Annotated in this window: 5 protein-coding genes, 1 tRNA gene, 2 rRNA genes and 1 pseudogene (1 of these 9 running past the window's edge); 7 read left to right on the top strand and 2 right to left on the bottom strand. The window is 67.3% G+C overall.

Going from position 1 to position 24,101, the window contains the following annotated elements:
* The 3 genes from ACYX4S_RS17065 to ACYX4S_RS17055 all read left to right on the top strand — a co-directional run.
* Positions 1 to 675, top strand: a 23S ribosomal RNA gene (locus ACYX4S_RS17065) (it extends 2,049 nt beyond the left edge of the window).
* Positions 676 to 753: 78 nt separating this feature from the next.
* Positions 754 to 869 (top strand): 5S ribosomal RNA (gene rrf, locus ACYX4S_RS17060).
* A 55-nt stretch (positions 870 to 924) separates the two neighbouring features.
* A tRNA-Met gene (locus tag ACYX4S_RS17055) sits at positions 925 to 1,001 on the top strand.
* Positions 1,002 to 1,378: 377 nt separating this feature from the next.
* Here ACYX4S_RS17055 and ACYX4S_RS17050 read toward each other — a convergent pair.
* Complete coding sequence (locus ACYX4S_RS17050) at positions 1,379 to 1,639, bottom strand: DUF3892 domain-containing protein (RefSeq protein ID WP_476361064.1); 261 nt, start codon at positions 1,637 to 1,639, stop codon at positions 1,379 to 1,381.
* Between the two features lie 163 nt (positions 1,640 to 1,802).
* Here ACYX4S_RS17050 and ACYX4S_RS17045 point away from each other — a divergent pair.
* Positions 1,803 to 2,209, top strand: a pseudogene (locus ACYX4S_RS17045) (transposase); the annotation flags it as partial.
* Between the two features lie 237 nt (positions 2,210 to 2,446).
* Here ACYX4S_RS17045 and ACYX4S_RS17040 read toward each other — a convergent pair.
* The gene (locus tag ACYX4S_RS17040; protein WP_476361063.1) at positions 2,447 to 3,451 is read right to left on the bottom strand and encodes a helix-turn-helix transcriptional regulator; all 1,005 of its coding nucleotides are present in this window, start codon (positions 3,449 to 3,451) and stop codon (positions 2,447 to 2,449) included.
* 248 nt (positions 3,452 to 3,699) lie between these two features.
* Between ACYX4S_RS17040 and ACYX4S_RS17035 the strand changes: the two genes are divergently transcribed.
* The 3 genes from ACYX4S_RS17035 to ACYX4S_RS17025 are packed head-to-tail and all read left to right on the top strand — an operon-like array spanning position 3,700 to position 24,087.
* A complete protein-coding gene (locus ACYX4S_RS17035; protein ID WP_476361062.1) occupies positions 3,700 to 16,281 on the top strand; it encodes an amino acid adenylation domain-containing protein in 12,582 nt (4,193 codons plus the stop codon).
* Between the two features lie 35 nt (positions 16,282 to 16,316).
* On the top strand, positions 16,317 to 22,973 hold the full coding sequence (locus ACYX4S_RS17030; RefSeq protein WP_476361061.1) for a beta-ketoacyl synthase N-terminal-like domain-containing protein: 6,657 nt from the start codon (positions 16,317 to 16,319) through the stop codon (positions 22,971 to 22,973).
* Positions 22,963 to 24,087 carry a Gfo/Idh/MocA family oxidoreductase gene (locus tag ACYX4S_RS17025; protein WP_476361060.1) on the top strand — a complete coding sequence of 375 codons (1,125 nt, stop codon included), beginning with the start codon at positions 22,963 to 22,965 and terminating at the stop codon, positions 24,085 to 24,087. Before ACYX4S_RS17030 ends, ACYX4S_RS17025 begins: the two co-directional genes overlap by 11 nt.
* Positions 24,088 to 24,101: the final 14 nt, after the last annotated feature.

Raw genomic sequence — 24,101 nt, 5'->3', positions numbered from 1 at the left:
CAACGTCCGGGACAGTGTGTGGCGGGTAGTTTGACTGGGGCGGTCGCCTCCCAAATGGTAACGGAGGCGCGCGATGGTGGGCTCAGAACGGTCGGAAATCGTTCGTCGAGTGCAATGGCATAAGCCCGCCTGACTGCGAGACTGACAAGTCGAGCAGAGACGAAAGTCGGTCATAGTGATCCGGTGGTCCCTCGTGGAAGGGCCATCGCTCAACGGATAAAAGGTACGCCGGGGATAACAGGCTGATGATTCCCAAGAGTCCATATCGACGGAATCGTTTGGCACCTCGATGTCGGCTCATCACATCCTGGGGCTGGAGCAGGTCCCAAGGGTTCGGCTGTTCGCCGATTAAAGTGGTACGTGAGCTGGGTTCAGAACGTCGCGAGACAGTTCGGTCCCTATCTGCCGTGGGTGTAGGAGAATTGAGAGGATCTGTCCCTAGTACGAGAGGACCGGGATGGACGCACCTCTGGTGGACCTGTTGTCGCGCCAGCGGCATAGCAGGGTAGCTATGTGCGGAACGGATAACCGCTGAAGGCATCTAAGCGGGAAACCGGCCTCGAAACCAGTTCTCCCTATCAGAGCCGTGGAAGACCACCACGTCGATAGGCCGGGTGTGGAAGTGCGGCAACGCATGAAGCTTACCGGTACTAATAGCTCGATCGGCTTGATCACTCTCATTAATCAATGCCCATCCCTCCCAAACAGGGAGAAATACAAGACCAATCACGAAAACAATCTGTGTTACGCCGGCCTGGTGGCCATTGCGGGGACCCAAACACCCGATCCCATCCCGAACTCGGAAGTGAAACGCCCCAGCGCCAATGGTACTCCGTCTCAAGACGTGGGAGAGTAGGTCGCCGCCAGGCCCGCATAACACAGATAAAAACAAATCAACTCTCTACGATGAAAATGCCACCTTGACGCGGGGTGGAGCAGCCCGGTAGCTCGTCAGGCTCATAACCTGAAGGTCGTAGGTTCAAATCCTACCCCCGCAACCAAATATGACGCAGAAATTACAGAGAAAACAAGAAAGCCCCGCGCCGCAAGGTCGGGGCTTTCTTGCGTTTTGGCACAAATTTGGCGCACTCAGCGGCAACGCTTGTTATGCTGTGCCAACTGCAATCGTCTGCCCTTTGAGGTAGACAGGAAGCTCAGGCTTCCTCGGCCGTCGCGTCACTCACAAAGCGCCAGCTCTTGGCGCTATGCGCTGAGCCGGTCGAACTCACTACCGGTCTTCTCGAGCACGGTCGTATTCGGGTTGCGCTTGCCGTGTGCGCTCGTCATGTAGCGATCGCTGGCTGCGTTACGACAATGGCCGCCGGATTTCCCCTTTGCCGGGGGCCAATTCTCCTGTCTAGCGGTCCGCCGCTCGCACTTAGCAGTTCGGCAGGTTGTCGAGGTTGTTCTTCGAGGTCTTGTCCGCGGTCGTCCGAAGGTACTTCTTGCCGCCCTCATTGACGACATGAACATCCGTGCGGTGCCCGGTCTGGTCCACATAGTAGCTGTGCGTCTTGTTCTCGATATCGCGGATTGCGTCTGCCTTAGGCCGCGGGGACCAGTACTCGCTGCTGTTGCAGAGCTTGGTGATGTCGCCGTCGTCGTCCTTGCCCGAGGCTGTAACTCGCCGATCAACCATCCGATAGGCTCCTTCTACATATCGTTCCGGATTCGATAACGTATACTATATAGCAGATTTTTTGTTGGAACAAAAAAAGAACAATCTTGAGGTTAATGCGGGCCGTGCAGCTCGATTTCATAGTGTAGGTCTGACGTGTCTCCCTGAGATGTCGCCTGAGGTGTTGTGTCGGAGGCACGGCATTTCAGATGCGACTTTTTACACCTGGGGCAAGACGTATGGCGGAATGGACGTGTCAGACGCCAAGGGGCTGAAGGCGCTTGAGGAAGAGAAAGCGAAGCAGAAGAAGCTTCTGGCGGGGCAGATGATGGATGTCTCGATACTCCGGGAGATGCTGACAAAAAACTTCTGACGCCCGATTCAAGGAGGAAAGCCGTGAGTTGGGCGATCGAGATGAAGGACTATTCGCAGCGCTGCGCCTGTGCCCTGGTTGGCATTGCGCCGCACGTCTTACGTTGCCAGTCGAGCAGGCTGAACGATGCCGGCCTGCGGCAGCGCGTGCGGGAGCTGTCGTCGGGACGGCGGCGGTTCGGCTGTCGTCGCCTGCACCTGCTGCTGAGGCGCGAAGGCGCAGATATGTCCTGCAACCCGAAGCGCAGGCACATCAGGAACGGGATGCCGTCGCCCGTCGAGTACGAAAGGCAGCCGGCGACGAGAACTGAGGGCGTCTAGAAAACCCGGGTCTGCTCAGACAGCTACCAGGCATTCCCGGCTGAAACCATCAATGATCCACACAGTTCGGAGGTGCCGCCCATCGCCGCGGCGGTCCGTCGCGTTGCCGAGCGGGCTTGACACCGGTCACCGCTTCTATGAGCCGAATGCTTCCAACCGTTTGCCGCGGACGAAGTCGGAGGGCGTCATGCCGTATTCGCGCAGGAACAGCTGCGAGAAGCGACTGGGGTTTGCATAGCCGACCGCCAGCGCCGTCTCGGTCACCGTCGCTCCGTCGCGCGCCAGCAGCATGCGCGCCTCCTCCATCCGCGACTTCTGCAGGAAGCTGTAGACCGGCAGGCCGAACTGCTGGCGGAAGCCGTCCTTCAGCCGCTTCTCGCTAAGACCGACGCAGGTAGCGAGGTCGTGGATCGTCCAGCTGCGATCGAGCTGGCGCAGGAGCGTGTTCTTCGCCTCGTTGAGCTTGCGCGAGTCGCGCAGGATCTTGGTCTTCTGGCAGAACAGCGGCTCGCGCATCATCGAGATCGCCGCGGTGAGCAGGTCGAGACAGCGCGCCTCGATGGCCAGGTCCTCGCAGCCGCGGTCGAGCCCGCTGGCGACCAGCCCGGCGGCCAGCGCGTCGATCATCTCTGTCGCCGGAAATCGCCCGATCCAGAACGAGCCGGTGGCTGCGACGGTTAGCGGATGTCCGCCGAGCGCCTGCTCGAACAGTGCCATGGCGTCGAGCCGCCGCAGGAACGCTTCACTGACCCGGATCTCGATGCCGCGGAACCGTGTGTCCGCCGGCACGTCGTAGATCCCGCAGATCGGTGTCCTGGAGAAGACCATCAGTGCCGAGCGCGGATCGTAATCCAGCCGCACCGGGCGGGGATCGCCGTCCAGTGCCTTCAGAATGCTGCTGCCGGTCGCGTGCTGCAGGATCACGATGGTCAGGCCCGGCGCCATGTTGGCCGTGCGGCGGACCCTGTCCTGCAACTGCAAGTCATAGACGGACAGTTCCAGCCCGAAGCGGATGCCGAAGCGGCGGAACTCTCCGTCGACCGCGGTTTCCGTCAGGCCATTGTGGCTTGGCTGCCGTGTGGCGAGATCGAGCTCGCTGGCAGCCTGGCTCAAAGGGCGCTCTTCGATGTTCAGAGCCATTGAACCTCTCCCCGGGGCTGTGCACTAGAAAAGTGCCTAGGGCGACGAGTGCACGCGAAAATAAGTATCCGATTGGGGCCTTGGCGGCCCGTATCGGGGTGGCAGGCACACCGATGATCTCTAATTCTTGACTGAAAAAGTCAATATTTAATCGCGCTCCCCCGAACCCCGCTTTGTCCTCGATTTTCCGCGTAAGCTTCGAGGAAACAGCGGGTTATCGCACTGCGCAGGTTAGCTGGAGTTCCTGCATGTCCGTTGTCTCGTCTCAGATTCCTGCCGTCGAAACGCTGGTCGATGCCGTCGACCACTGGGCCGGAGAGCGCGGGGCGCAGATCGCCCTCGACTACCGCGCCTGTGCCGGCGCCGAGCCCGTCACGCTCACCTATGCGCAGCTCTCGGCGAGCGCCCGCGCGTTGGCCGAGCGTCTTTCGGCAAAGGGCAGCCGCGGCGACCGGGTGCTGATCCTGCTGCCGTCGGGCATCGACTATGTGGTCGCCCTGCTAGGGTGCATGCAGGCCGGCTTCATCGGCGTTCCGGTCAACCTGCCCGGCCCCTCGAGAGTCCGCCGCGTGCTCGGCAAGGTCGGCCCCATCGCGGCCGACTGCACCCCCTGCTTCATCGTCACGACCGAGGAGATCCGCCGCCAGTCGCAGGCCGATCTGGAGGCCTTCGCACAGGAGGCTGGCGCCAGGGTCCTGATCCTTGATCCGCCGTGTGACCGGTGCCCCTGGGAGGGCGCGCCCCTTCGCGGCACCGACACAGCCTTCCTGCAATACACCTCTGGCTCGACAGGAGAGCCCAAGGGGGTGGTCAACGGCCATGCGCCCTTGATGCGCAACCTACGTTTCATCTCCCGCCTGCTGGCACCGAAGGAGCAGCCGGTGGTCGTCAGCTGGCTCCCGCTCTATCATGACATGGGCCTGATCATGGGCGTGTTCGCGCCGTTGGTGGCGGGCGGCAAGGCGATCATCCTGTCGCCGACCTCTTTCGTCGCCGATCCGCTGTCCTGGCTGGAAGTCGCCTCCACGGAAGGCGCCGGCATGATGCCGTGCCCGGCCTTCGCCATGGATGCCTGCGTCGAGAACTACGATGCCGCGCGCTGCGCAAGCCTCGACCTCGACCGGGTGGAGAGCTTCATTCCCGCTGCCGAGCCGGTGCTGCTGCGACAGGTGGCGGCCTTTTGCGAGACATTTGCTCCCCATGGGCTGAGGCCGGCGGCGATCCGCCCGGCCTACGGGCTCGCCGAGGCGACGCTGCTGGTGACCACCGGGCTTGAGCCCGACGGCCCGCGCCTGCTTGCCGTCGATGCCGTCGCCCTGGAGGAGGGGCGGGCTGTTCCGGTTTCCGAAAGCGCGTCCGGGTCGCGCACCTATGTCTCCAACGGTGCGGAGACCGACGGCCAGGATGTGCGGATCGTCGACCCGCAAACGCTCCAGACCTTGCCCGAGGGGCAGGTCGGCGAGATCTGGGTCGGCGGCGACGAGATCGCCTGGGGCTATTGGGGCAACGAGGCGGCGAGCGCGGCGACCTTCCGCGCCGTTCCCGTCGGCGACGTGGCGGAGGTTGTGCGGGGGAGCCAGTTCCTGCGCACCGGCGATCTAGGCTTCCTGCAGGACGGCCATCTCTATGTGACCGGCCGCTTGAAGGACATGATGATCCTACGCGGCCAGTGCCACTATCCCAACGACCTGGAAGCGAGCCTCGTCGGCGCGCATCCGGCCATCGTCGGCGGAGCGGCGGCGGCCTTCACCATCCAGGACGAGCGCGGGAGCGAGGCCGTCGTGCTGGTGCAGGAGGTGCGTCGCGACAGCGCCCTCGACGCCGGAGAGGTCGAAAGCGCCATTCGAGAGGTGATCGCCCGCGAGCACGGCCTCGCACTCGTCGATGTCGCGCTCATCCGCAAGGGCACATTGAAGCGCACCACCAGCGGCAAGGTCCGGCGGGCGGAAATGCGCCGCGCCTATCTTGCCGGAGAACTCGTGCCGGCGGTCCGGGAGCCCGCCGCCGAGCCGGCCCCGCAGCCAGCGGCAGCGGGCGCCGACCACCGCGCGCTGGTGGCGGAGATCGCCGCTGCGGCGCTCGGCCTCGGCTCTTCCCGCTCCATCGACCCGCAGGCCAGCCTCTTTGCACTCGGTTTCGATTCCCTTGCCGCGACGCAGGCTATCGCTGCCCTCGAGGCCCGGCTCGGCCGGCGATTGCCGGAAGGCCTGATCTTCGATCACCCGACGGTCGCAGCCCTGGCCGACTGGCTGGCCCGCTCGGGTCCGGCGGAGAGCGAGGCGGGCGGCAGCGGTCCTGTCGCCGCTTCCGCCACCGATGCAGACAGGCCGCGCGCCGAGCCGCTGGCGATCGTCGGACTTTCCTGCCTGTTTCCAGGGGGCGACGAGGACTTCGACGATCCTGCCCGCTTCTGGTCCTTCCTCATGGAGGGCGGCGATGCGGTGCGTCCGCTGAGCCCAGTGCGCTTCGCGCCGGAACCTGAGATCCCCGGCTTCGGCGCCTGCCTCACGCGCGTCGACGGTTTCGATGCCGCCTTCTTCGGCATGGGCGCACGTGAGGCGATCAACACCGATCCGCAGCAGCGCCTGCTGATGGAGGCCGCATGGCACGCGCTGGAGGATGCCGGGATTCCGCCTTCCAGCCTTGCCGGCACGGATACCGGCGTCTTCATCGGCATCGGCACCGGCGACTACGGCCACATTCCCTTCGCGACCGGCGACCGCTCCCATCTCGATCCCTATTACGGCACCGGCACCGCCTTTGCCGCCGCCGCTGGCCGGCTCTCCTTCTTCTTCGACTGGCACGGGCCGAGCCTTGCGGTCGACACGGCCTGCTCCGCCTCGCACGCGGCCGTTCACAGCGCCTGCCAGGCGCTGCGCCTCGGCGAATGCGGGGTGGCGCTGGCCGGCGGCGTGAAGCTGCAGATGCTGACCGAGATCGACCTGGTGCTGGCGCGCGCCGGCATGCTGGCCGCCGACGGTCGATGCAAGACCTTCGATACCTCGGCGGACGGCTATGTGCGCGGCGAGGGGCTCGGCGTGCTGGTGCTCAAGCGCCTGTCCGATGCGCTGCGCGACGGCGATCCGGTCCGTGCCGTCATTCTTGAGAGCGTCCTGGCGCAGGATGGTGCCAGCGCCGGCCTGTCGGCACCCAACGCCGCCGCACAGCGCCGGATGATCGACTCCGCCCTGACGCGCGCCGGCCTGACGCCGGGCGATATCGACTACCTGGAGCTGCACGGCACCGGCACCCGGCTGGGCGACCCCATCGAGTATCGCGCCGTGCGCGACGTCTTCGCTGGCCGGCCTGCGGACGACCCGCTCTATCTCGGCTCGGTGAAGACCAATATCGGCCACCTGGAAGCCGGCGCCGGCATCGCCGGCCTGATCAAGGCGGTGCTCGCGGTGGAAGCGGGACAGGTGCCGCCGCATCTCCATCTGAATGAGATCAATCCGGAGATTGGCCTGGGCGACATCCCGGCCGTGGTGCCCGATCACGCCACCGACTGGCCGCGCCGGGGGGGCGCTCGGCGTGCGGGCGTCACCTCCTTCGGTTTTGCCGGCACCATCGGCCATATCCTGCTGGAACAGGCGCCAGAACAGGAGCCGGATCGGGCAAGCGGACAGGTCGCCGAGGCCGGTTCCGCGGTGGATGGTCCGCAGCCGCCGCTGCTCCTTGCCTTCTCTGCCCGTAGCCGCGAGGCCGCCGGAGAGCTGTGCCGTGCTTGGGCGGCGCGCCTGTCGGAGCCGGGCATCGACGCCCGCGCGCTGGTCAATGCGGCCGCTCACCGCCGCGATCACGAGGCCGGCCACCGCGTCGCGGTCGCGGCTGCCGATGCCACTGGGCTCGTTGCCGAGCTGGAACGTGCGGTCTGCGAGGATCGCTCTGCCGCGCCTGCCCGCATCGCCTTCCTGTTCACCGGGCAGGGCGCGCAATATCCGACCATGTGCCGGGAGCTCTACGACAGCGAGCCGGTCTTCCGCGAGGCCTTCGACCGCGCCGACGCTGCCCTGCAGCCGCATCTCGGCCGGTCCGCCCGCGATCTCGTTTTCAGTGCGGGTGAAGAGGAACTGCGGCGCACGGAATTCGCCCAGCCGGCACTGTTCGCCGTCCAGTTCGCGCTGGCCCGCCTGTGGCGCGCCTTCGGCATCGAGCCGGCTGCCGTCATCGGCCATTCCATCGGCGAGTTCGCTGCCTTCGTTCATGCGGGCATGCTGGATCTCGACGATGCGGCCCGTATCATCACCCGTCGCGGTCGGTTGATGCAGGAGCTGCCGGAGGCCGGCGCGATGCTTGCCGTGCGCCTGCCGCAGGACGAGGCCGAAGCGCTGGCCGCAGAGCACGGCCTGTCGCTCGCCGCTGTCAATTCTTCCGCCGATGCGGTGCTTGCCGGCAGCGAGGACAAGGTGGACCGGCTCGCCGCCATACTGGAGGGGCGGGGCGTCAGCGCTCGTCGCCTGCATGTCTCTCACGCCTTTCACTCGGCTCTGATGGAGCCGATGCTGGCCCCCTTTGCCGAGGTGACCGGGGATATCGTTCCCGGCGACCCGCGCCTTCGGGTTTTCTCCACCGTCACCGGGGTGGAGCTGGAGCAGGCGCCCGCCGACGACTACTGGGGCACCCAGGCCCGCCGCACCGTTCGCTATGCCGAGGCGCTCGAGTGCGCCTTCGAAGCCGGTTTCGACACTTTCGTTGAGATCGGCCCTCGGCCGGTGCTTACCATGCTGTCGCAGCGTGAGGCCCAGCACCATGATCTGACCGGCGCGCTGTTCCTGGCGAGCGCCGCGCCGGACGATGCCGGCGCCCTGACGTTGCGCCGCAGCCTTGCCGCGCTTTACCGGCGCGGCGTCGACGCCAACCGTGCAGCCGTCTTCCGTGGCCCGAGTGCCAACCCCTCCCGGCTGCCGCTCTATCCCTTCGTGCACAAGTCCTACTGGCTCGACTATGGCGCCTCCGAGCCGACCCGGGCTGCCCTGCCGGCGCCCGGTCGCGACTGCTCCGGCGTGCTACCGCTTTACCGGGTCGAGTGGGAGCAGGTCGAGCTGCCCGTGGCGGCTCCCGCCGTCGCATCTGCCCCCGCCGCGCGGCTGCTTGCCGTCGGTGGGTCGCCGGATCTTGTCCGGGTCCTTCGCGCGGCCGCATCGGGGCGGGAGATAGCCACTTGCGCCTCCGACGGCGAATTCCTCGGAAATCCCGAACAGCTGATCGTCTGGCTGGATGGGTTCGAGGTCGGAGGAGAGGGCGCCGATCCTGTCAGCTGCGTATCGAATTTATGGAAGTTGATACGGCTTTCTCAAAATTTGCAGTCGTTTTCGCAGAAATTTCGCATCCTTCTCCCAACCAGGGCTGCGCAGGGCGAAAACGGCACGGATGAGCCATTTCAAGCCGCGTTCTGGGGTGCCGCACGCTCGCTTTCGATCGAATGTCCGGACCTGCAGATCCTGCTCGTCGACATCGCTCCGGACTGCGATCCTGCAAGGATGTTCACGGAACTCCTGCCGCGGCTGGAGGCCGTTTTCGAAGAGCAGGACATGCTGCAGGCCCGTGCCGACGGCTGGTTCTCGCCGCGCATAGCCGCATTGGAAGCTCCGGCTCCGGAGGAGGCCGCAAGCCTGCCGGTCGACGGGGCATATCTCGTATGCGGTGGAGCCGGTGCGACCGGTGCGCATGTGGTCGAATGGCTGGCTGCAAAGGGCGTCCGGCATATCGTCGTCACTGCCCGCAGCGCGCCCGGAGCAAGGGCCCGCGCCGCCCATAAGCGGCTCCGGCTCGCCGGCGTCGACATTCGCCATGTCGAGGCGGATGTCGCCGACGAGGCGGCGATGGCCACCGTCCTGGCTGGTATCGATGCGCAGAACGTGCCGCTGCGCGGCGTCTTCCATTGTGCCGGTATCGGTCTCTTCGACACGCTGGAGGAGCTGGGGGAGGAGAATTTCTCGGCCGTGCTGCGCTCCAAGATGCAGGGCTCGGCAGTGCTCCACCGCCTGACGGAGCACCGCACCGACCTTGCGGTCTTCGTGCTGTTTTCCTCCATCTCCGGCGTGTGGGGATCGCGCCTGCAGATCCACTATGGCGCCGCCAATGCCTATCAGGACGCGCTCGTACGCTCGCGTCGCGCCCGTGGTCTGCCGGGGTTATCCATCGCCTGGGGGCCGTGGGGTGGCAAGGGCGGGCTTTCTGATCTGGAGGATAACCTTCTCGACCTGCTGCGCCGCGCTCGCATCCACAAGTTCGAGCCGGCGCGTGGCATCGCCACGCTGGACCGGCTCGTCACGGGACCTGGCGGCAATGTTGTCGCCGTCGACGTGGAGTGGCCGGCCTTCGCGCCGCTCTATCGCGCCTTCGGGCGCAGCGATCTGCTGGCGCGCGTCGCGCCGGTGCTTGCGGGGCCGGTGGAGGGCGAGCATCCGGACTGGTCTCGCCTGTCGGAAGACGAGCGTCGCCAGACGGTTGGCGCTTTCGTCGACGCGGCGCTGCGCGAGGTGCTGAAGGTCGATGCCGGGGTTCTGACCGATGAGGCGGACCTCATCGGCCTCGGCCTCGATTCCATTCTGGTGATGGACCTCGCCCGGATCGTCACCCGCGATCTCGGTCTTGCCTGCCCCTTGAGGGCGATCTTCGAGAACGCAACGCCCGGCCGGCTGCGCGCCCATCTGGTCGAACTCGCCGGCGAAGCGGAGCCGGCTTCAGGCGGCGGGGACAAATCGCCGGGCGGTAGCGGGCAGGGCCTGATCCTCGCCGATCCCAATGCCCGCCACGAGCCGTTCCCCCTTACCGAACTGCAATACGCCTATTGGGTCGGCCGCGATCCGCGACATGTCCTCGGGGGCATCGCCTGCCACGCGTATCTGGAAACCGAGCCGGATACCCCCTTCGACATCGCCCGGCTGGAGGAGGCATGGAACCTCCTGATCGCCCGCCACGACGCGCTGCGGCTGGTCGTGGACGACACGGGCCATCAGCGCATCCTCGCCGAGGTTCCACGCTATCACATTGAGGTAACAGATCTTTCCGATGTGGATCCGGACCGCATCGCCTATCATCTGCTGGAGATGCGCCAGACCCTGTCGCATCAGGTGCTCGACCCCTCGACCTGGCCGATGTTCGATATCCGCCTGACGCGTATGCCCGGCGGCCGCGACCGCCTGCACATTTCCATCGATATGCTTATCAATGATGCGATGAGCAGCCAGATCCTCTGGCATGAATGGCAGGCGCTCTACCTTTCCGGCACGGCCGAGGCCGCCGGCCTGTCGCCCTTCACCATCTCCTTCCGCGACTATGTTCTGGCCAAATCGGCCCCGGATGCGGAGCGCAAACGGCGCCAGGAGATCGACCGCGCCTACTGGATGGCGCAGCTCGACGAGCTGCCACAAGGGCCGCAACTTCCCTTGGCGCGGGCGCCGGATCATATTGGTGCACCTCACTTCTCGCGGCTGCAGGCCGGTCTCGACGCGCCTCGCTGGGAGGCGCTGAAGGCGCAGGCCCGCGCGGTCGGGGTGACCCCGGCCGGCCTTCTCGTCGGTGTCTTCGGTGAGGTGCTCGCCGCCTGGAGCGATCAGGCGCGCTTCTCGCTCAACCTGACGATCTTCGACCGCCTCTCCCTGCACGAGGACGTGTCCCGGCTGGTCGGCGACTTCACCTGCCTGACCCTGCTTCCGCTCGACTTCGGCACGGCCATGCCGCTCGGCGAGCGCCTGCGCGAGGTGCAGGGACGCATGTTCGAGGCATTGGAACATCGGACCTTCAGCGCGGTCGATGTGCTGCGCGAGTTGAACCGGGGTGGCTCCGGCCGGCAGTTCGCGGCGCCCGTGGTTTTCACCAGCCAGCTCGGTATGCAGGACCCCACCAAGGGGACATCCGAGGGAGACGTGCTCGGCCGACTTGTCCACGGCATCACGCAGACGCCGCAGGTCTGGCTCGATCACCAGGCGGGCGAACAGGATGGCGGGCTCGTCTACAATTGGGATGTGGTGGACGGGCTGTTCCCGGCGGGACTCGTCGAGGGGATGTTCACGGCCTATGGGGCGGTGCTGGAGCAGCTTGCCGACGAGGCGGCGGCATGGCGCGAGCCGGTTGGCGACCTCAGGCCCGAGGGTCAGAGAAAGGTGCGTCGCGCCGTCAACGAGACAGCACGCGAGCTGTCGCTCGATATGCTCGATGCGCCGTTCTTCCGCAACGCGCAGGCCAGGCCGCAAGCTTTGGCGCTGACTTCCGGAGGAAGGAGCTACTCCTACGGTGAACTGGCCGGCTGGGTCCGGCGCCTTGCCGGAGCGCTCCGTCAGGCCGGCGTCCGTCACGGCGAGCGTGTCGCGGTGCTGATGGAAAAGGGGGCCGAGCAGTCCGCCGCGTGCCTCGCCATCCTCTCCCAGGGCGGCGTGTATGTCCCCGTCGATCCGGCGATGCCCTCGCAGCGCTTTGCCAGCATCGTCGAGACGAGCGGTATTCGGCTTGGGCTGACGCAGGCGCGGCTGATCGATGGACTGCCGGAATTTTCCGGAAAACTCATCCCCGCTGACGAGGAGGCCTGCACAGACTTCGAGGAAGCGGATCCGGCGACGGGGCGTGCGCTCTCCGACGAGGCCTATGTCATCTACACCTCCGGCTCGACCGGAACGCCGAAGGGCGTGCTGATCGACCATCACGGGGCCTCCAACACGGTCCTCGATATCAACGCCCGCTTCGGCGTCGATGAACACGACCGCATCTTCGGCTTCTCGTCGCTCGGCTTCGACCTCTCCGTCTACGATCTCTTCGGTACGTTTGCGGCCGGGGCGGCGCTTGTCCTGCCCGACCCGGAGGGAACGCACGATCCCTCGCACTGGACGGAGTTGATCGCCCGCCACGGCGTCACCGTGTGGAACTCCGTCCCGGCGGTCTGCGACCTGCTGCTCGGCGAAACGGAGGCCGACCTTTCCAGCCTGCGCCTCGTTCTTCTGTCGGGCGACTGGGTGCCGCTGAAACTGCCGGCGATCCTGCGCGAGCGGGTGCCGGGCGCACGGCTTATCGCCATGGGCGGAGCCACCGAGGCCTCGATCTGGTCCAACTGGTTCGACGTGGAGGAGGTGCGTCCCGGCTGGACGTCGATCCCGTACGGCACACCGCTGTCCAACCAGAGCTACCGGGTGCTCGACACGCGCCTGCGCGACCGCCCCGACTGGGTGATCGGCGACCTGCATATAGGGGGCGTCGGTCTTGCGCTCGGCTATGAGGGGGACAGGGAGCGGACCGAAGCGGCGTTCATCACCCATCCCGATGGGGAACGGCTCTATCGGACCGGGGATATGGCGCGCTACTGGCCGGACGGGATCATAGAGTTCTTGGGCCGCCGCGATACCCAGGTGAAAATCGCTGGTCATCGCATCGAACTCGGGGACATCGAGGCCGCGCTTGCCGGTCATGCGGGGATAAGGGACGCAGTGGTCGATGTCGTGGGCTCGCAGGAGCGCGGGCGACGGCTGGTTGCCTGGCTGCGGCTCGAAGGCACCCATCCCGACTTCCACGAAGACCTTGCCGCCGATCCGGCGGAGGCTGCAGCCATTGCCGCGTCCCTTAGGAACAACATTGAGGGCGGGATCACTTCCGCGGCCTTGCCGGAGAGCCGTGCCGGTGCCTATGCGGCCTGGCAGGCCGAGCTGGCGGCTCGCATGCTCGTGGATCTCTTCACCGAAGCGGGGCTGCTGGGTGAGGGGGATAAGTCCTTCGGTACGCAGGACGCGGAGACCGCGCTTGGACTTGCGGCGGACTTCCGGACGCTGCTCCCGCGCTGGCTCGCGCATCTGGAGCGGCAAGGCGTGCTGAGGCGTGAGGGCGAGCGGTTCGCGGCCCATGCGCTGCCGCCGTCCTGGGGCGACCTGGAGCACCGGGCGGGCGAGGTGGAAATTGCCTCCGGTCTCCTTGCCCGCGTCGAGGGAGTGATGCCGGAACTCGCAGCCGTGCTGCGCGGCGAGATGGATCCGCTGGAACTCTTTTACGCGGACGGGGCGGACCTCAGTCCCGAGCGTCTGGCCCGGATGCATCCTTGTGCGGTCGATGCTCATCGCCGCATCGGTGAAACGCTCGCGGCCATGGCCAAGGCCGCCGGTCGCCCCCTGCGCGTTCTGGAGGTCGGCGCGCGTGCCGGCGTTGCCGCTCGCGACTGGCTGACGGGACTGGTAGAGGCGGCGGGGGAGGTGCCTGCGCACACGCTTGTCGATCTCGTGCTGGCCGACCCTTCGCCCTTGCTGCTGACCGAAGCTGCGCGCGACCTGCCGGGCGGGCTCCAGGTGGCGACCGTGGTGTTCGATCCCGAAGGCATCATGCCGGTGGATCTCGAATCCAACCGCTTCGATGTCGTGCTTGCCTTCAACGCCCTGCACCGGGCGCGTGATGTCGACACCGTGCTGGCTGTCGTCCGCTCGCTGCTGAAACCGGCGGGGCACCTTTTGGCCGTGGAACTGACCGTCAACGGGCCGATGATCGACCTCACTGCCGGTTTGATCGAGCGTGGTTTCGCCGGGTTGGCGGATGGACGCAAGCGGAGCGGCCTACCGTTGATGGCCGCCCCGGCCTGGACACAGTGCCTTGAGGACGTCGGCTTCGACGCGGCGACGGCTCTCGATCCTGCCGAGAACGGCGATCTCGCCGTTCTGGTCGCCCGCAACGCTGATCCGGCGGTGCACTTCCGCCCCGAACGGGTGATCCGTTATCTCGAAGGGTTGCTGCCGGCCTATATGGTTCCGCGCCAGGTTGTGCCGCTGGCGGCGCTGCCGCTGTCGGCCAACGGCAAGGTGGACCGCAAGCGTCTGCCGCTGCCGGGGGAGGTCGCCCCCGGGCAACAGGCGCTCGCCGCCCCACGCAGCGAGAGCGAACGCAGGCTTGCCGCGATCTGGAGCGAGCTTCTCGGACATCAGGTTGGGCGGGATGCGAACTTCTTCGCAGCCGGCGGCGACAGCCTGATCGCCGTGCGGATGGCCGAACGCATTCGCGCCGTCTTCGGACAGAAGGTGAAGCTGCGCACCATCTTCGCGATGGAGGACCTTGCCGAGCTTGCCACTCATCTCGACGGGTTCGGCGCTGCTGCGCCGGATCTGCCGGACGATGCGCCGGTGCCGCTCGTCGTCGACCCGCATGCGCAGTTCGAGCCGTTCCCGCTGACCGATGTGCAGCAGGCCTATTTCATCGGCCGCCAGCCCGTGTTCCCGCTGGGTGGCGTGTCGACCCACATCTTCGCGGAAATCGAGGTGAGCGATCTGTCCGCAGAGGCGCTGGGCTGGGCATGGAACCGGCTGGTGCAGCGGCACGGCATGTTGCGGGCGGTGATCGACGAGGAGGGCAACCAGCGGATCCTGCCTCAGGTTCCGGTCTTCTCGGCCATGACGGCGGACCTGACGGAAGGTGACGAGGCAGCACTCGAGCACTGGCTGGAGCGGCAGCGCCGGGAGATGAGCCACCGGGTCTACGACACGGCACAATGGCCGCTGTTCGATGTGCGGATGGCCAAGCATGGCGGCGGCGTCAGGCTGTTGGTCAGCCTCGACAATCTCGTCTGTGACGGGCGCAGCATGGTCATGATCCTGTCCGAATGGGCAGCGCTTGCGCGCGACCGCGCGACCGTCCTGCCGCCGCTGGAACTCTCCTTCCGTGATGTGGTGCTGCACTGGGAGCGCGAGGAAAGCTCACCCGCTCATGCGGCAAGCCTTGAGCACTGGTTTGCCCGCCTGCCGGACTTGCCACCGGCGCCGAGCCTGCCCCTGCAGCGCAAGCCCGAGGAGTTGACGCCGCCGCGCTTTGCACGTCTTGCCGGAATGCTCTCCCATGACGAATGGGCAGCCTTCCGTGCCAATGCGGCGGCAACCGGCCTGTCTCCCAACGCGGCGCTTCTCTCCGCCTATGCGGCGAGCCTTCGCAGCGGCGGCGGCGGTGACCGCTTCAGCCTCAACCTGACGCTGTTCCGCCGCGACCCCATCCATCCGCAGATCGACCTGCTGGTCGGCGATTTCACCTCGCTGCTGCTCGTCCCGTTCGAGGCGCAGGCGGGAGAGGACTTCGCCGCTGCCGCGCGCCGCCTGCAGGACCGTCTGATGGAGGACCTCGAGCATGCCCGCGTTTCGGCGGTGCGCGTGATGCGCGAGGCTGCAAGGCGCGGCACGGATGCGCAGGCCCTCGCCATTCCGGTGGTGTTCACCAGCGGCGTCGGTGTCGACAACACGGCGTCCGACGGCAGCACGGCGGACTGGCTGGGGCGCTTCACCGGCGGCATCACCCAGACGCCGCAGGTGTGGATCGACCACCAGGTCGTCGACCGCGACGGCGAACTCGCCTTCAACTGGGACCATGTCGAGGGCCTGTTCGATACCGAGTGGATCGAAGGCGTCTTCAACACCTATTGCCGGATGCTGGCCGATCTCGCCGCCGACCCGGGCGCCTGGCACGCCTTGTTGCCTGCCGTCGATCCTGTCGCTGTCGATGCCTTGCAGCACGCAGCCGAGGAAGAGCCGGAGGCAGAACCGGCCGTTGCAGTCGACGCGCCTGTCGACGGCGAGATTGCCGACCTGATAACCGATCTGCTGGCGCAGGAACTGGGCATTGGCGCACCGGATCGGGAGGCGAGCTTCTTCGAGCTGGGGGCCACCTCGCTGACCTTGCTGCGGCTGCACCAGAAGCTGCGCAAGGCGATAGGGCGCAATTTCCCCGTGGTTGCCATGTTCGCCCATCCTTGCATTCAGGCGCTCGCCGGTCACCTCGGAGCGTCGGAGCCGGCTCTTGCCGGCGAGGCCGGCCGTGCGGGCTCGCGCCGGGCGGCGGGCCGGGCCAATGCCGAGCGTCGGCGCCGGGTGCGCGAGCTGTGAACCGTCAAATCCCTTCACTTCATTCAGGACGCCCCATGCGCGCTTTCGACATGAGCCTCTTCACCGAGATCTATCAGGACGTGGAACCGGTCGCGATCATCGGGGCGGGATGCCGCTTCATGGATGCGGCGGATCCCTTCACCTTCTGGCGACGTCTTGCCGATGGCGAGGAACTGTCCCGCCGGATGACCACGCAGGACCTCGCCGCCGCCGGTCTGGATCCCGCGCTGCTGGAACGGGACGACTTCGTTCCCGTCGCCAGCGTTGTCGAGGAGGCCGAGCATTTCGATACCGGGTTGTTCGGCTACTCGCCGGCGGAGGCCGCGACCATCGACCCGCAGCAGCGACTGTTCCTTGCCTGCTCGCGCGAGGCGCTGGACATGGCGGGGCTGGCCGAGAGCGTGGCCGGCATGCGGGTCGGCGTCTTCGGCGCCGCGCGCATGAGCACCTTCTCGATGCCGCAGCCCGAGGACGTGCTGTCGGCCGGCCAGTCGCGGACCTTTCAGCGGCTGATCGGCAACGACAAGGACTATCTGGCGACGCGCACCGCCTACAAGCTGGGTCTGACGGGACCGGCGATGACGGTGCAGACTGCGTGCTCCAGTTCGCTGGTTGCCGTCCACGTCGCCTGCGAACAACTGCGCAGCGGCGAATGCGATCTCGCGCTGGCCGGCGGGGCGGCGCTGACCTTTCCGATGGCCGCCGGCTATTTCCACCAGCCGGGCATGATCTTCTCGCCCGACGGGACCTGTCGGCCCTTCGATGCGGAGGCCTCCGGCACCTTCATCGGCAACGGTGTCGGCGTCGTTCTGCTGAAGCCGCTACGCCGGGCGCTGGAGGACGGCGACGGTATTCTCGCCGTCATTCGCGGATCGGCGGTCAACAACGACGGCACCGACAAGGCCGGTTTCACCGCGCCTTCGCTTGCCGGGCAGAAGGCGGTGATCGAGGAGGCGATGGCGCTGGCCGGCGTCACCTCGGACCGCATCGGCATGGTGGAGACGCACGGGACCGCCACGCCGCTGGGAGATCCCATCGAGCTCAATGCGCTGGCCGAGGCCTTCGGCCGCGACACGCCGCGCCGTCACCCCTGTGCGCTCGGCGCCCTGAAGGCGAATACCGGCCATCTCGACACTGCCGCCGGGATCGGTGCGCTGATCAAGGCGGCGTTCAGTGTGCGCACCGGCCTGATCGCTCCCTGTTTGCATTTTCACCAGCCGAACCCGGCGCTGGAGATCGATGCGACGCCCTTCATCGTTCCGCAGACGCTGCAGGCCTGGCCGGATGGACCGCGGATTGCCGGTGTCAGCTCCTTCGGCATCGGCGGCACCAATTGCCACGTGATCGTGGAGGACCTGCCGGAGCCGCTGAAGCCGGCACGGCACAAGACCGGGGGGCCCTTGCGGTTGGCCTTGTCGGCGCCGGACCTGCCGGCGCTCCGGGTCCTGTCGCAGGCCCATGCCGACCTGCTTCTGGAAGGCGCCTACGAGGGCGAGCTGTCGCGATACTGCGAAACGCTGGTGCGTCAGCACGGAGGCGCCAGCGGCGCGCGGCTGGAGGTCGGCGGTGATAGCGGACTGGAGCTTGCCCGCACGCTGTCGCTGTTCGCCAGGACCGGCGGCGAGGACGCAGCTTTCGTGCGCGATGAAGCGGCACCGGCTCTGCGCTGGCGTGCCGGCGTGGCGGAGACGGAGGCTGAGCTGCCCGCTGGTCCTGCGGGACCGCGCGTCGTCGCCCCCGTTGCTCCGCGCGTCGGTGGGCGCATCGCCCGGCCAGGTGCGCGCGCGGGGGAAGACGACGGCTGGGGTGAGATGGTGGCCAGTCTCCAGGAGGCCTCGCGCCTGCGTGCGGCCGAGCACGACTGGTCGTCGCTCAACGCGGAAGGGGCGGCCGTCGCCCGTCTGCATGCCATCTACGTGGCCCATGCCTTCGACAGGCTCGGCGTCTTTGCGGACGGCGCCTGGCGCACGGTGGAGGAAGCGATGGCGGCGGGCGGGATTCTCCCGCACTACGCCCAGCTCACCGCTCGCCTGCTGCGCGATCTCGTCGACGAGGACGTGCTTCGCCGCGACGGAGACAGGTTCGGAGCGCTTCAGGTGACGCCTATGGGCGAGGCGGAGCCGCTGCTCACGGACATGGCCGGGCGCGGCTATCGCCGCCTGACGGGCATGGTCGCCCGCGTCGGCCCGCAGCTTGCGGAAATGCTGACCGGCGCAGTCGACGCGGTATCGCTGGTGTTTCCCTCCGCCGCCATGGACGACGTGGAGGACATGTACGAGCGCCAGCGCGACAGCGTCTTCCTCAACGATCTCGCCGCGGACGCGGTCGCGGCGCTCGTCGAGGAGCTACCGGCCGACAAGCCCCTGCGTGTGCTGGAGATCGGGGCAGGAACCGGCGGCACCACGTCCGCGCTGCTGCCGGTCCTGCCGGCACGGCGGACCCGCTACACCTTCACGGATATCGGGCCGCTGTTCCTGCGCAAGGCGCGCGACAAGTTCGCCGCCTTTCCGTTCCTCGACTTCGCGACGCTGGACATCGAGAAGGATCTTGTCGCCCAGGGCTTCGAGCCGGGCGGTTACGATCTCGTGGTGGCGGCCAACGTGCTGCATAACGGCCGCGACCTGACACGGGTTCTCGCCGATGTGCGGGGCCTTCTGGCGCCCGGCGGCGTCCTGCTGATGCGGGAGATTTCGCAGTCAAAGCCCTTGTTCGACTTCGTTTTCGGACCGCTTGTTCCGGTGCTCGACGACATCGAGGCGCGTGGCGGCGAACTGTTCCCCTCGCTTGCCCGCTGGGGAGCCTTCCTCACGGGAGCCGGGTGGTCCGACTGGTCGTCCTTCCCGCCGGAAGGGCAGAAGGACGGCGCCATTGGCGAGACGATCCTGCTTGCCCGCAACGGACCGGCCGCCACAGGGCGGGCAGTCGCGACCTCCGCGCAGCGGTTGCAGCGCGGTTCCTTCGGCGATGCGGTGGACCTTCTTGCCGGCCTTGCCTCACGCGGCGGCGAGGGGTTCTGGCGGTTCGCGGGCGTTCAGCTTGCCCCGGCCGCAACGGCGCAGGCCGCGTGCTGGATCACTGCCTCACATGAACTCGCCCTTGCTACGGAAGAGGGGGAGCACCTGATCTCGGCAAGGCCTGTTCCGTTTGTCGGTGCTGCGCTGCCGCCCCTGCGCGGCAAGAACGCGACCACCGTCGTCGGGTCGCTTGTCGAGGCCTTGCGTCCGGCATTGGCCGGGTTCGACGGGCAGGGACCGCTTGTCGCCGATGCGGTGAGTGGCACCGGCACCGAGGTCTCGGACGGCCGGCTGTCCGTCCGGACCCGCGAGGATGGCGGGCTGGACATTGCCGTCTTCGACAAAACGGACTGGCCGGTCCTGTGGATCGACAATCTCCGCAGCGCCCGGCCGGCTGCCGCCGCGACACGCCCCCAGCTCTGCCATTGGCGCTGGGAGGCTGCCAACTCCCGCCCGTCCGCGGGGTATGTCGCGGCAGTGATATCATTCGAAACCGGGCTTTCGCTGCCGCCCGATGTTGGCAGCGGTGATACCTGTCTTGTCGATCTCACAAAGGCCGACGAGGCGTGGTCGCTTTCAGGTCTCTCTGCCGCTCTGGCTGCGCTGTTGCCTGCGGCGGCGAAAGCCGGCTGCCGGGTCGTGCTGCTGACGCGCGGCGCGTTGGCCGCCGTGCCCTGGGACCGGCCTGCCGCGCCACTGATGGCCGGTCTTGCCGGTCTCGTGCGGGTGGCGGCCCAGGAATTTCCGGACCTCGTGCTCCGGCTCGTCGATGACGACGGCAGCCATGGCGAGGACGCGCTGCATCGGGCATGCCTTGTCGAGGACGGCGAGGCGGTCGTCGCATTGCGTCGGGGGCGGCGGTTCGTGCCGCGCCTCGTGGCGCAGGAGGTCGCTCCTTCCTCGTTCGGTGTGGAGGCCGACGGCCTCCATCTTCTGCTCGGCGGATTGTCGCCTATGGGCCTTGCAACAGCCGAATGGCTTGCCGGAAAGGGTGCGCGCAGCATCCGCATCGCCGCTCGTCGCACCCCGTCGGACGCCGAGGCAGCCCGGATCGCCGCGCTGACTGCTGCCGGAGTCAGGGTGACCGTGGACAGTGATGTCGATCTGACGGACGAGAACGATCTCGACCATCTGTTCGCCGGCATCGAAGGGCGGGGCCTTGCCTCGCTCTTCCACTTTGCCGGGCATCTGGAGGACAGGCCGCTCGCCTCCCTGGAGGTTGCCGCACTGGAACGGGTGCTGGCGCCCAAGCTGCTGCCGGCCGAAGTCCTGTGCCGACATATCGCCCGGTTGGCGCCCCGGCATGTGGTTTTCGCCTCATCGGCCGCAACCGTGTTCGGCCCGGCGGGCCAGGGCGCGCATGCCATTGCCAATGCTGCTCTGGAAGGACTTGCAACCGCGCTGCGCGCGGATGGCATTGCCGCGACCGCGCTTGCATGGGGCTTCTGGGACGACGGGCGCGCGGAGCGGGTGCGGCTGGCGCAGGACCTTGCCGGCCGGGGCATGCTGACTCTTGTGCCGGATGAGGCGCTGTCGCTGATGGAAGCGGCGCTGGACCTCGGCCACGCGGTGGCAAGCCCGCTGCATGTCGATTGGCAGGCTCTGACGAATGCTGCGGGCGGGCGACTGCCGCCGGCCCTGTCGCGAATGGCGCCGGCCGCACCGGCTCGCGAACCGGCACTCGCGCATGGGGATGCTGTCGAACCTCGCGGCATCGAGACCTGGCTTGTCGAGCGGCTGGCGAGCCTGCTCGCTCTTCCGCGCGAGCGGATCGACATGCAGGCAAGCCTGCTGTCGCTGGGGATCGATTCCCTGATGATGCTGGAACTCGCGCAGGCGGTGAAGGGCGAACTCGGGCTCGAGCTCTCGGCAACTTTCGCCTTGCAGGACCAGACGCCGGCCTCGCTTGCCCGGCACCTCGGCGAGGCCGGCGGCCAGCTCCCGCCGAAGGAGGCAGGGGCGGACCTTGCGACCGTCGTTGCGGCGCTGATTGCCGACCTTCTTTCCCTGCCTGCGGATGTGGTGCACCCCGAGAGCCGGCTGATCGACCTGGGGCTCGACTCCCTGCTGTTTCTCGACCTTTCCGAAAGGCTCGCCGCCGAGACCGGGCTGCGGCTGTCGAGCGAGACGGCCATGCGCTTCGACACCGTGGCTGCACTGGTTGAGGGGATCCGCTCGCAAGGCGGTTCGCGGGAGGACATGGAGGCGGGATCTCTGCGTGCGGCGCTCGTGGAACTGTCCGCCAGCCGCGAAGGGCTTGTCCTCGCGAATGGCGATCTTGCGCCGGTGCCAGCGCGCCCGGGCATGAGCTGGCCGCTTTCGCCGCTGCAGCGGGCGTGGTGGCTGGGCCGGCGGAGCGATGTGCCGCTCGGCTCTACGGCCCGGCACATGTATGTGGAATACGACAAGAAGGCGGTGAGCTTTGACCTCGACGCCTTCGAGCGGGCCTGGGCCCGTTTCGTCCACCGCCACCCGGCCCTGCACATGTCCATCAATCGCGAAGGCAGGGCGGTGCTTGCCGAGGTTGGGCCGGTTCCTCCGATCGTCCGCGAGGATCTTTCCGACCTGCCCGACGCGGAGAGCGAGGAGCGGCTCGCCGAAACCCGCCGGCGCATGAGCGCACAGGCGTTCGACCTTTCCGCCTGGCCGTTCTTCGAATGGCGCGCGTCGCTGCTGCCGGAGGGCCGCATTCGACTGCATTTCGACATCGACACGACCTTCCTCGATATCGAGAGCTTCCAGGTGATGCTGCGTGAACTGGGACGGTATGTGGCCGATCCCGGCCGGCCGTTGCCGCAGCTGAGCTTTTCGGCCACCGACTACATGCGCGGGATGGCGCTGCTGCGCGAGACGAAAACCGCTGTCGTGGCGCGCAAGGCAGCCGGCGAGCGCCTTGCCGCCTTGCCGCCGGCGCCCGACCTGCCGCTTGCGACGCTGCCCGAAACGCTGCCGGCGCGTTTTGCCATCGAGCGGCGGGCGCTTGACCGCGCCTCCTGGCTTTCTGTCCGGGATGCGGCGGCCGACCGAGGTGTGTCCGGCACGGCGCTGGTGCTTGCGGCCTTCGCCGCCGGTTTGCGCGGATGGTCGGCGGATACGCAGCGGTTCTCCTTGCAACTCGCCTATCCCGACCGCAAGCCGCTGCATGCGGAAGCCATGAACATCGCCTGCGAGGCGAGCGCGGCGATGGCGGTGCCGTTCGACTTCTCCAGGGTGACGACCTTCGGTGAGTTCATGCAGCGCACCGAGGGCGCGATCCGCGAGAACCTCTCGCCGCTGCTGTGCGGAGGGCTCGCGGATGACACTGCGGCGGATCTTCCGACGCTGGTGTTCCCGGTGGCGATGACGTCGCTGCTCGGCGTGCGGCAGGCCTATGCGCTACCGGAAAGCGCCGATCCGCTGCTCGGCATGCCGACCTATGAATACGCGGCCCAGCCGCAGGTCGCGCTGCATTTGCAGGTGCTGGAGGAAGAGCGCGAACTGCTGTGCAACATCGACGAGATCGCCGGCCTGTTCCCGCAAGGGCTCGCAGCATCCGTCTTCGATACGGTGATGGCGATCCTCTCGAAAGGCGAGACGGCATGGTCGTTGCCGCTGGAGGAGCTCGCCCGCTCCGGTGCGCCAGCGGAGCACGAAGCCAGCTTGCGCGTCTGGCTCGGAGGCCTCGGCCATGGCGGGTGAGGCGCTGAACGTCGTCGTCTGCGGCACCTGCTTCGGCGAGCACTATCTTGCCGCCATCGCACGGCTTGGCGGGGATGTCCGCCTGGCCGGCATCCTGGCGCGCGGCGGTGCGCGCTCGCGTGCGCTCTCCGCTCATCTGGACGTTCCGCTCTACCGGGACGTTGCGGATCTGCCGGCGGATATCGACGTGGCCTGCGTGGTGGTCCGTACCACGTTGTTCGGCGGCGACGGCAGTCGCCTTGCCGAGGCATTGCTGAAGCGTGGCATTCACGTGCTTCAGGAGCACCCTGTCCATCCGGGAGAGGTTGCCTCGCTGCGACGGCATGCGGAAGCCGCGGGCGTGCGCTATCACGTCAACAGCTTCTACCCGCATCTGCCGGCATTCCGACACTTCATCGCCTATGCGAGTGCGGCGGGCGAACGGGCGCCGGCCGCCTTTGCGGAAGTCACCACCAGCCCGCAGCTGCTTTATTCGGCGCTCGACAGCCTGGGGCGCAGCCTCGGCTCGCTGGCCGGGCTCGAATGCGTCGGGCCTCTGGTTCCCCCGTCCGAGGCGTTGCCGTTCCACGCCTTCCAGGGGCGGGTCGGTGGCGTTCCCTTCTCCTTGATGCTGCAGTCTTGGCTCGACCCGTCCGACCCGGATCACCATTCACTGGTCATGCATCGCATGGCGGTCGGCTGGCCGGAGGGGGCCGTCAATCTGGTCAACAGTTTCGGCCCCGTCGTGTGGAGCCACTCGCTCTATGCGCCCGATTACCGGCAGGACGGGGAGGCGAGCTCCTATCTGCTGTCTCCGGAGCGCCATGCCGGTTGCCGTCACTTCACGCAGCCGAGCGCCCATGTGCTGGGCGCGCCCTCCGGCGCGCCGTTCTGGGACGTGGTGCATGCTGAATTTCCCGAGGCCATCGGCCATGCGCTTGCCGAGCTGCGCCGTGCCATCGAAACGCCGGGCAGCGTGCGCTGGCAGTCGGACGCCTATCTCGCCGATCTCGGCAAGGCCTGGCTGGCCGTGCTGCGCCAGGCCGGCCCCCCGCATGAACGCGCCATGCCGGTGCCGCCGCCGCCCTATCCCGATCCTGTAGAATTCGCAAGGACATTCACCGATGCCGACTGAACCGTTCGCAGAAC

Source organism: Stappia sp. ABD4_338, assembly GCF_056312175.1.
Note: the sequence above shows the minus strand (reverse complement) of the source record. Positions and strands in the feature narration are given on the sequence as shown.

Coding starts and splice junctions, on each gene's coding strand:
- ACYX4S_RS17050 (WP_476361064.1), bottom strand. CDS start 1,639: ATGGTTGATCGGCGAGTTACAGCCTCGGGCAAGGACGACGACGGCGAC.
- ACYX4S_RS17035 (WP_476361062.1), top strand. CDS start 3,700: ATGTCCGTTGTCTCGTCTCAGATTCCTGCCGTCGAAACGCTGGTCGAT.
- ACYX4S_RS17040 (WP_476361063.1), bottom strand. CDS start 3,451: ATGGCTCTGAACATCGAAGAGCGCCCTTTGAGCCAGGCTGCCAGCGAG.
- ACYX4S_RS17030 (WP_476361061.1), top strand. CDS start 16,317: ATGCGCGCTTTCGACATGAGCCTCTTCACCGAGATCTATCAGGACGTG.
- ACYX4S_RS17025 (WP_476361060.1), top strand. CDS start 22,963: ATGGCGGGTGAGGCGCTGAACGTCGTCGTCTGCGGCACCTGCTTCGGC.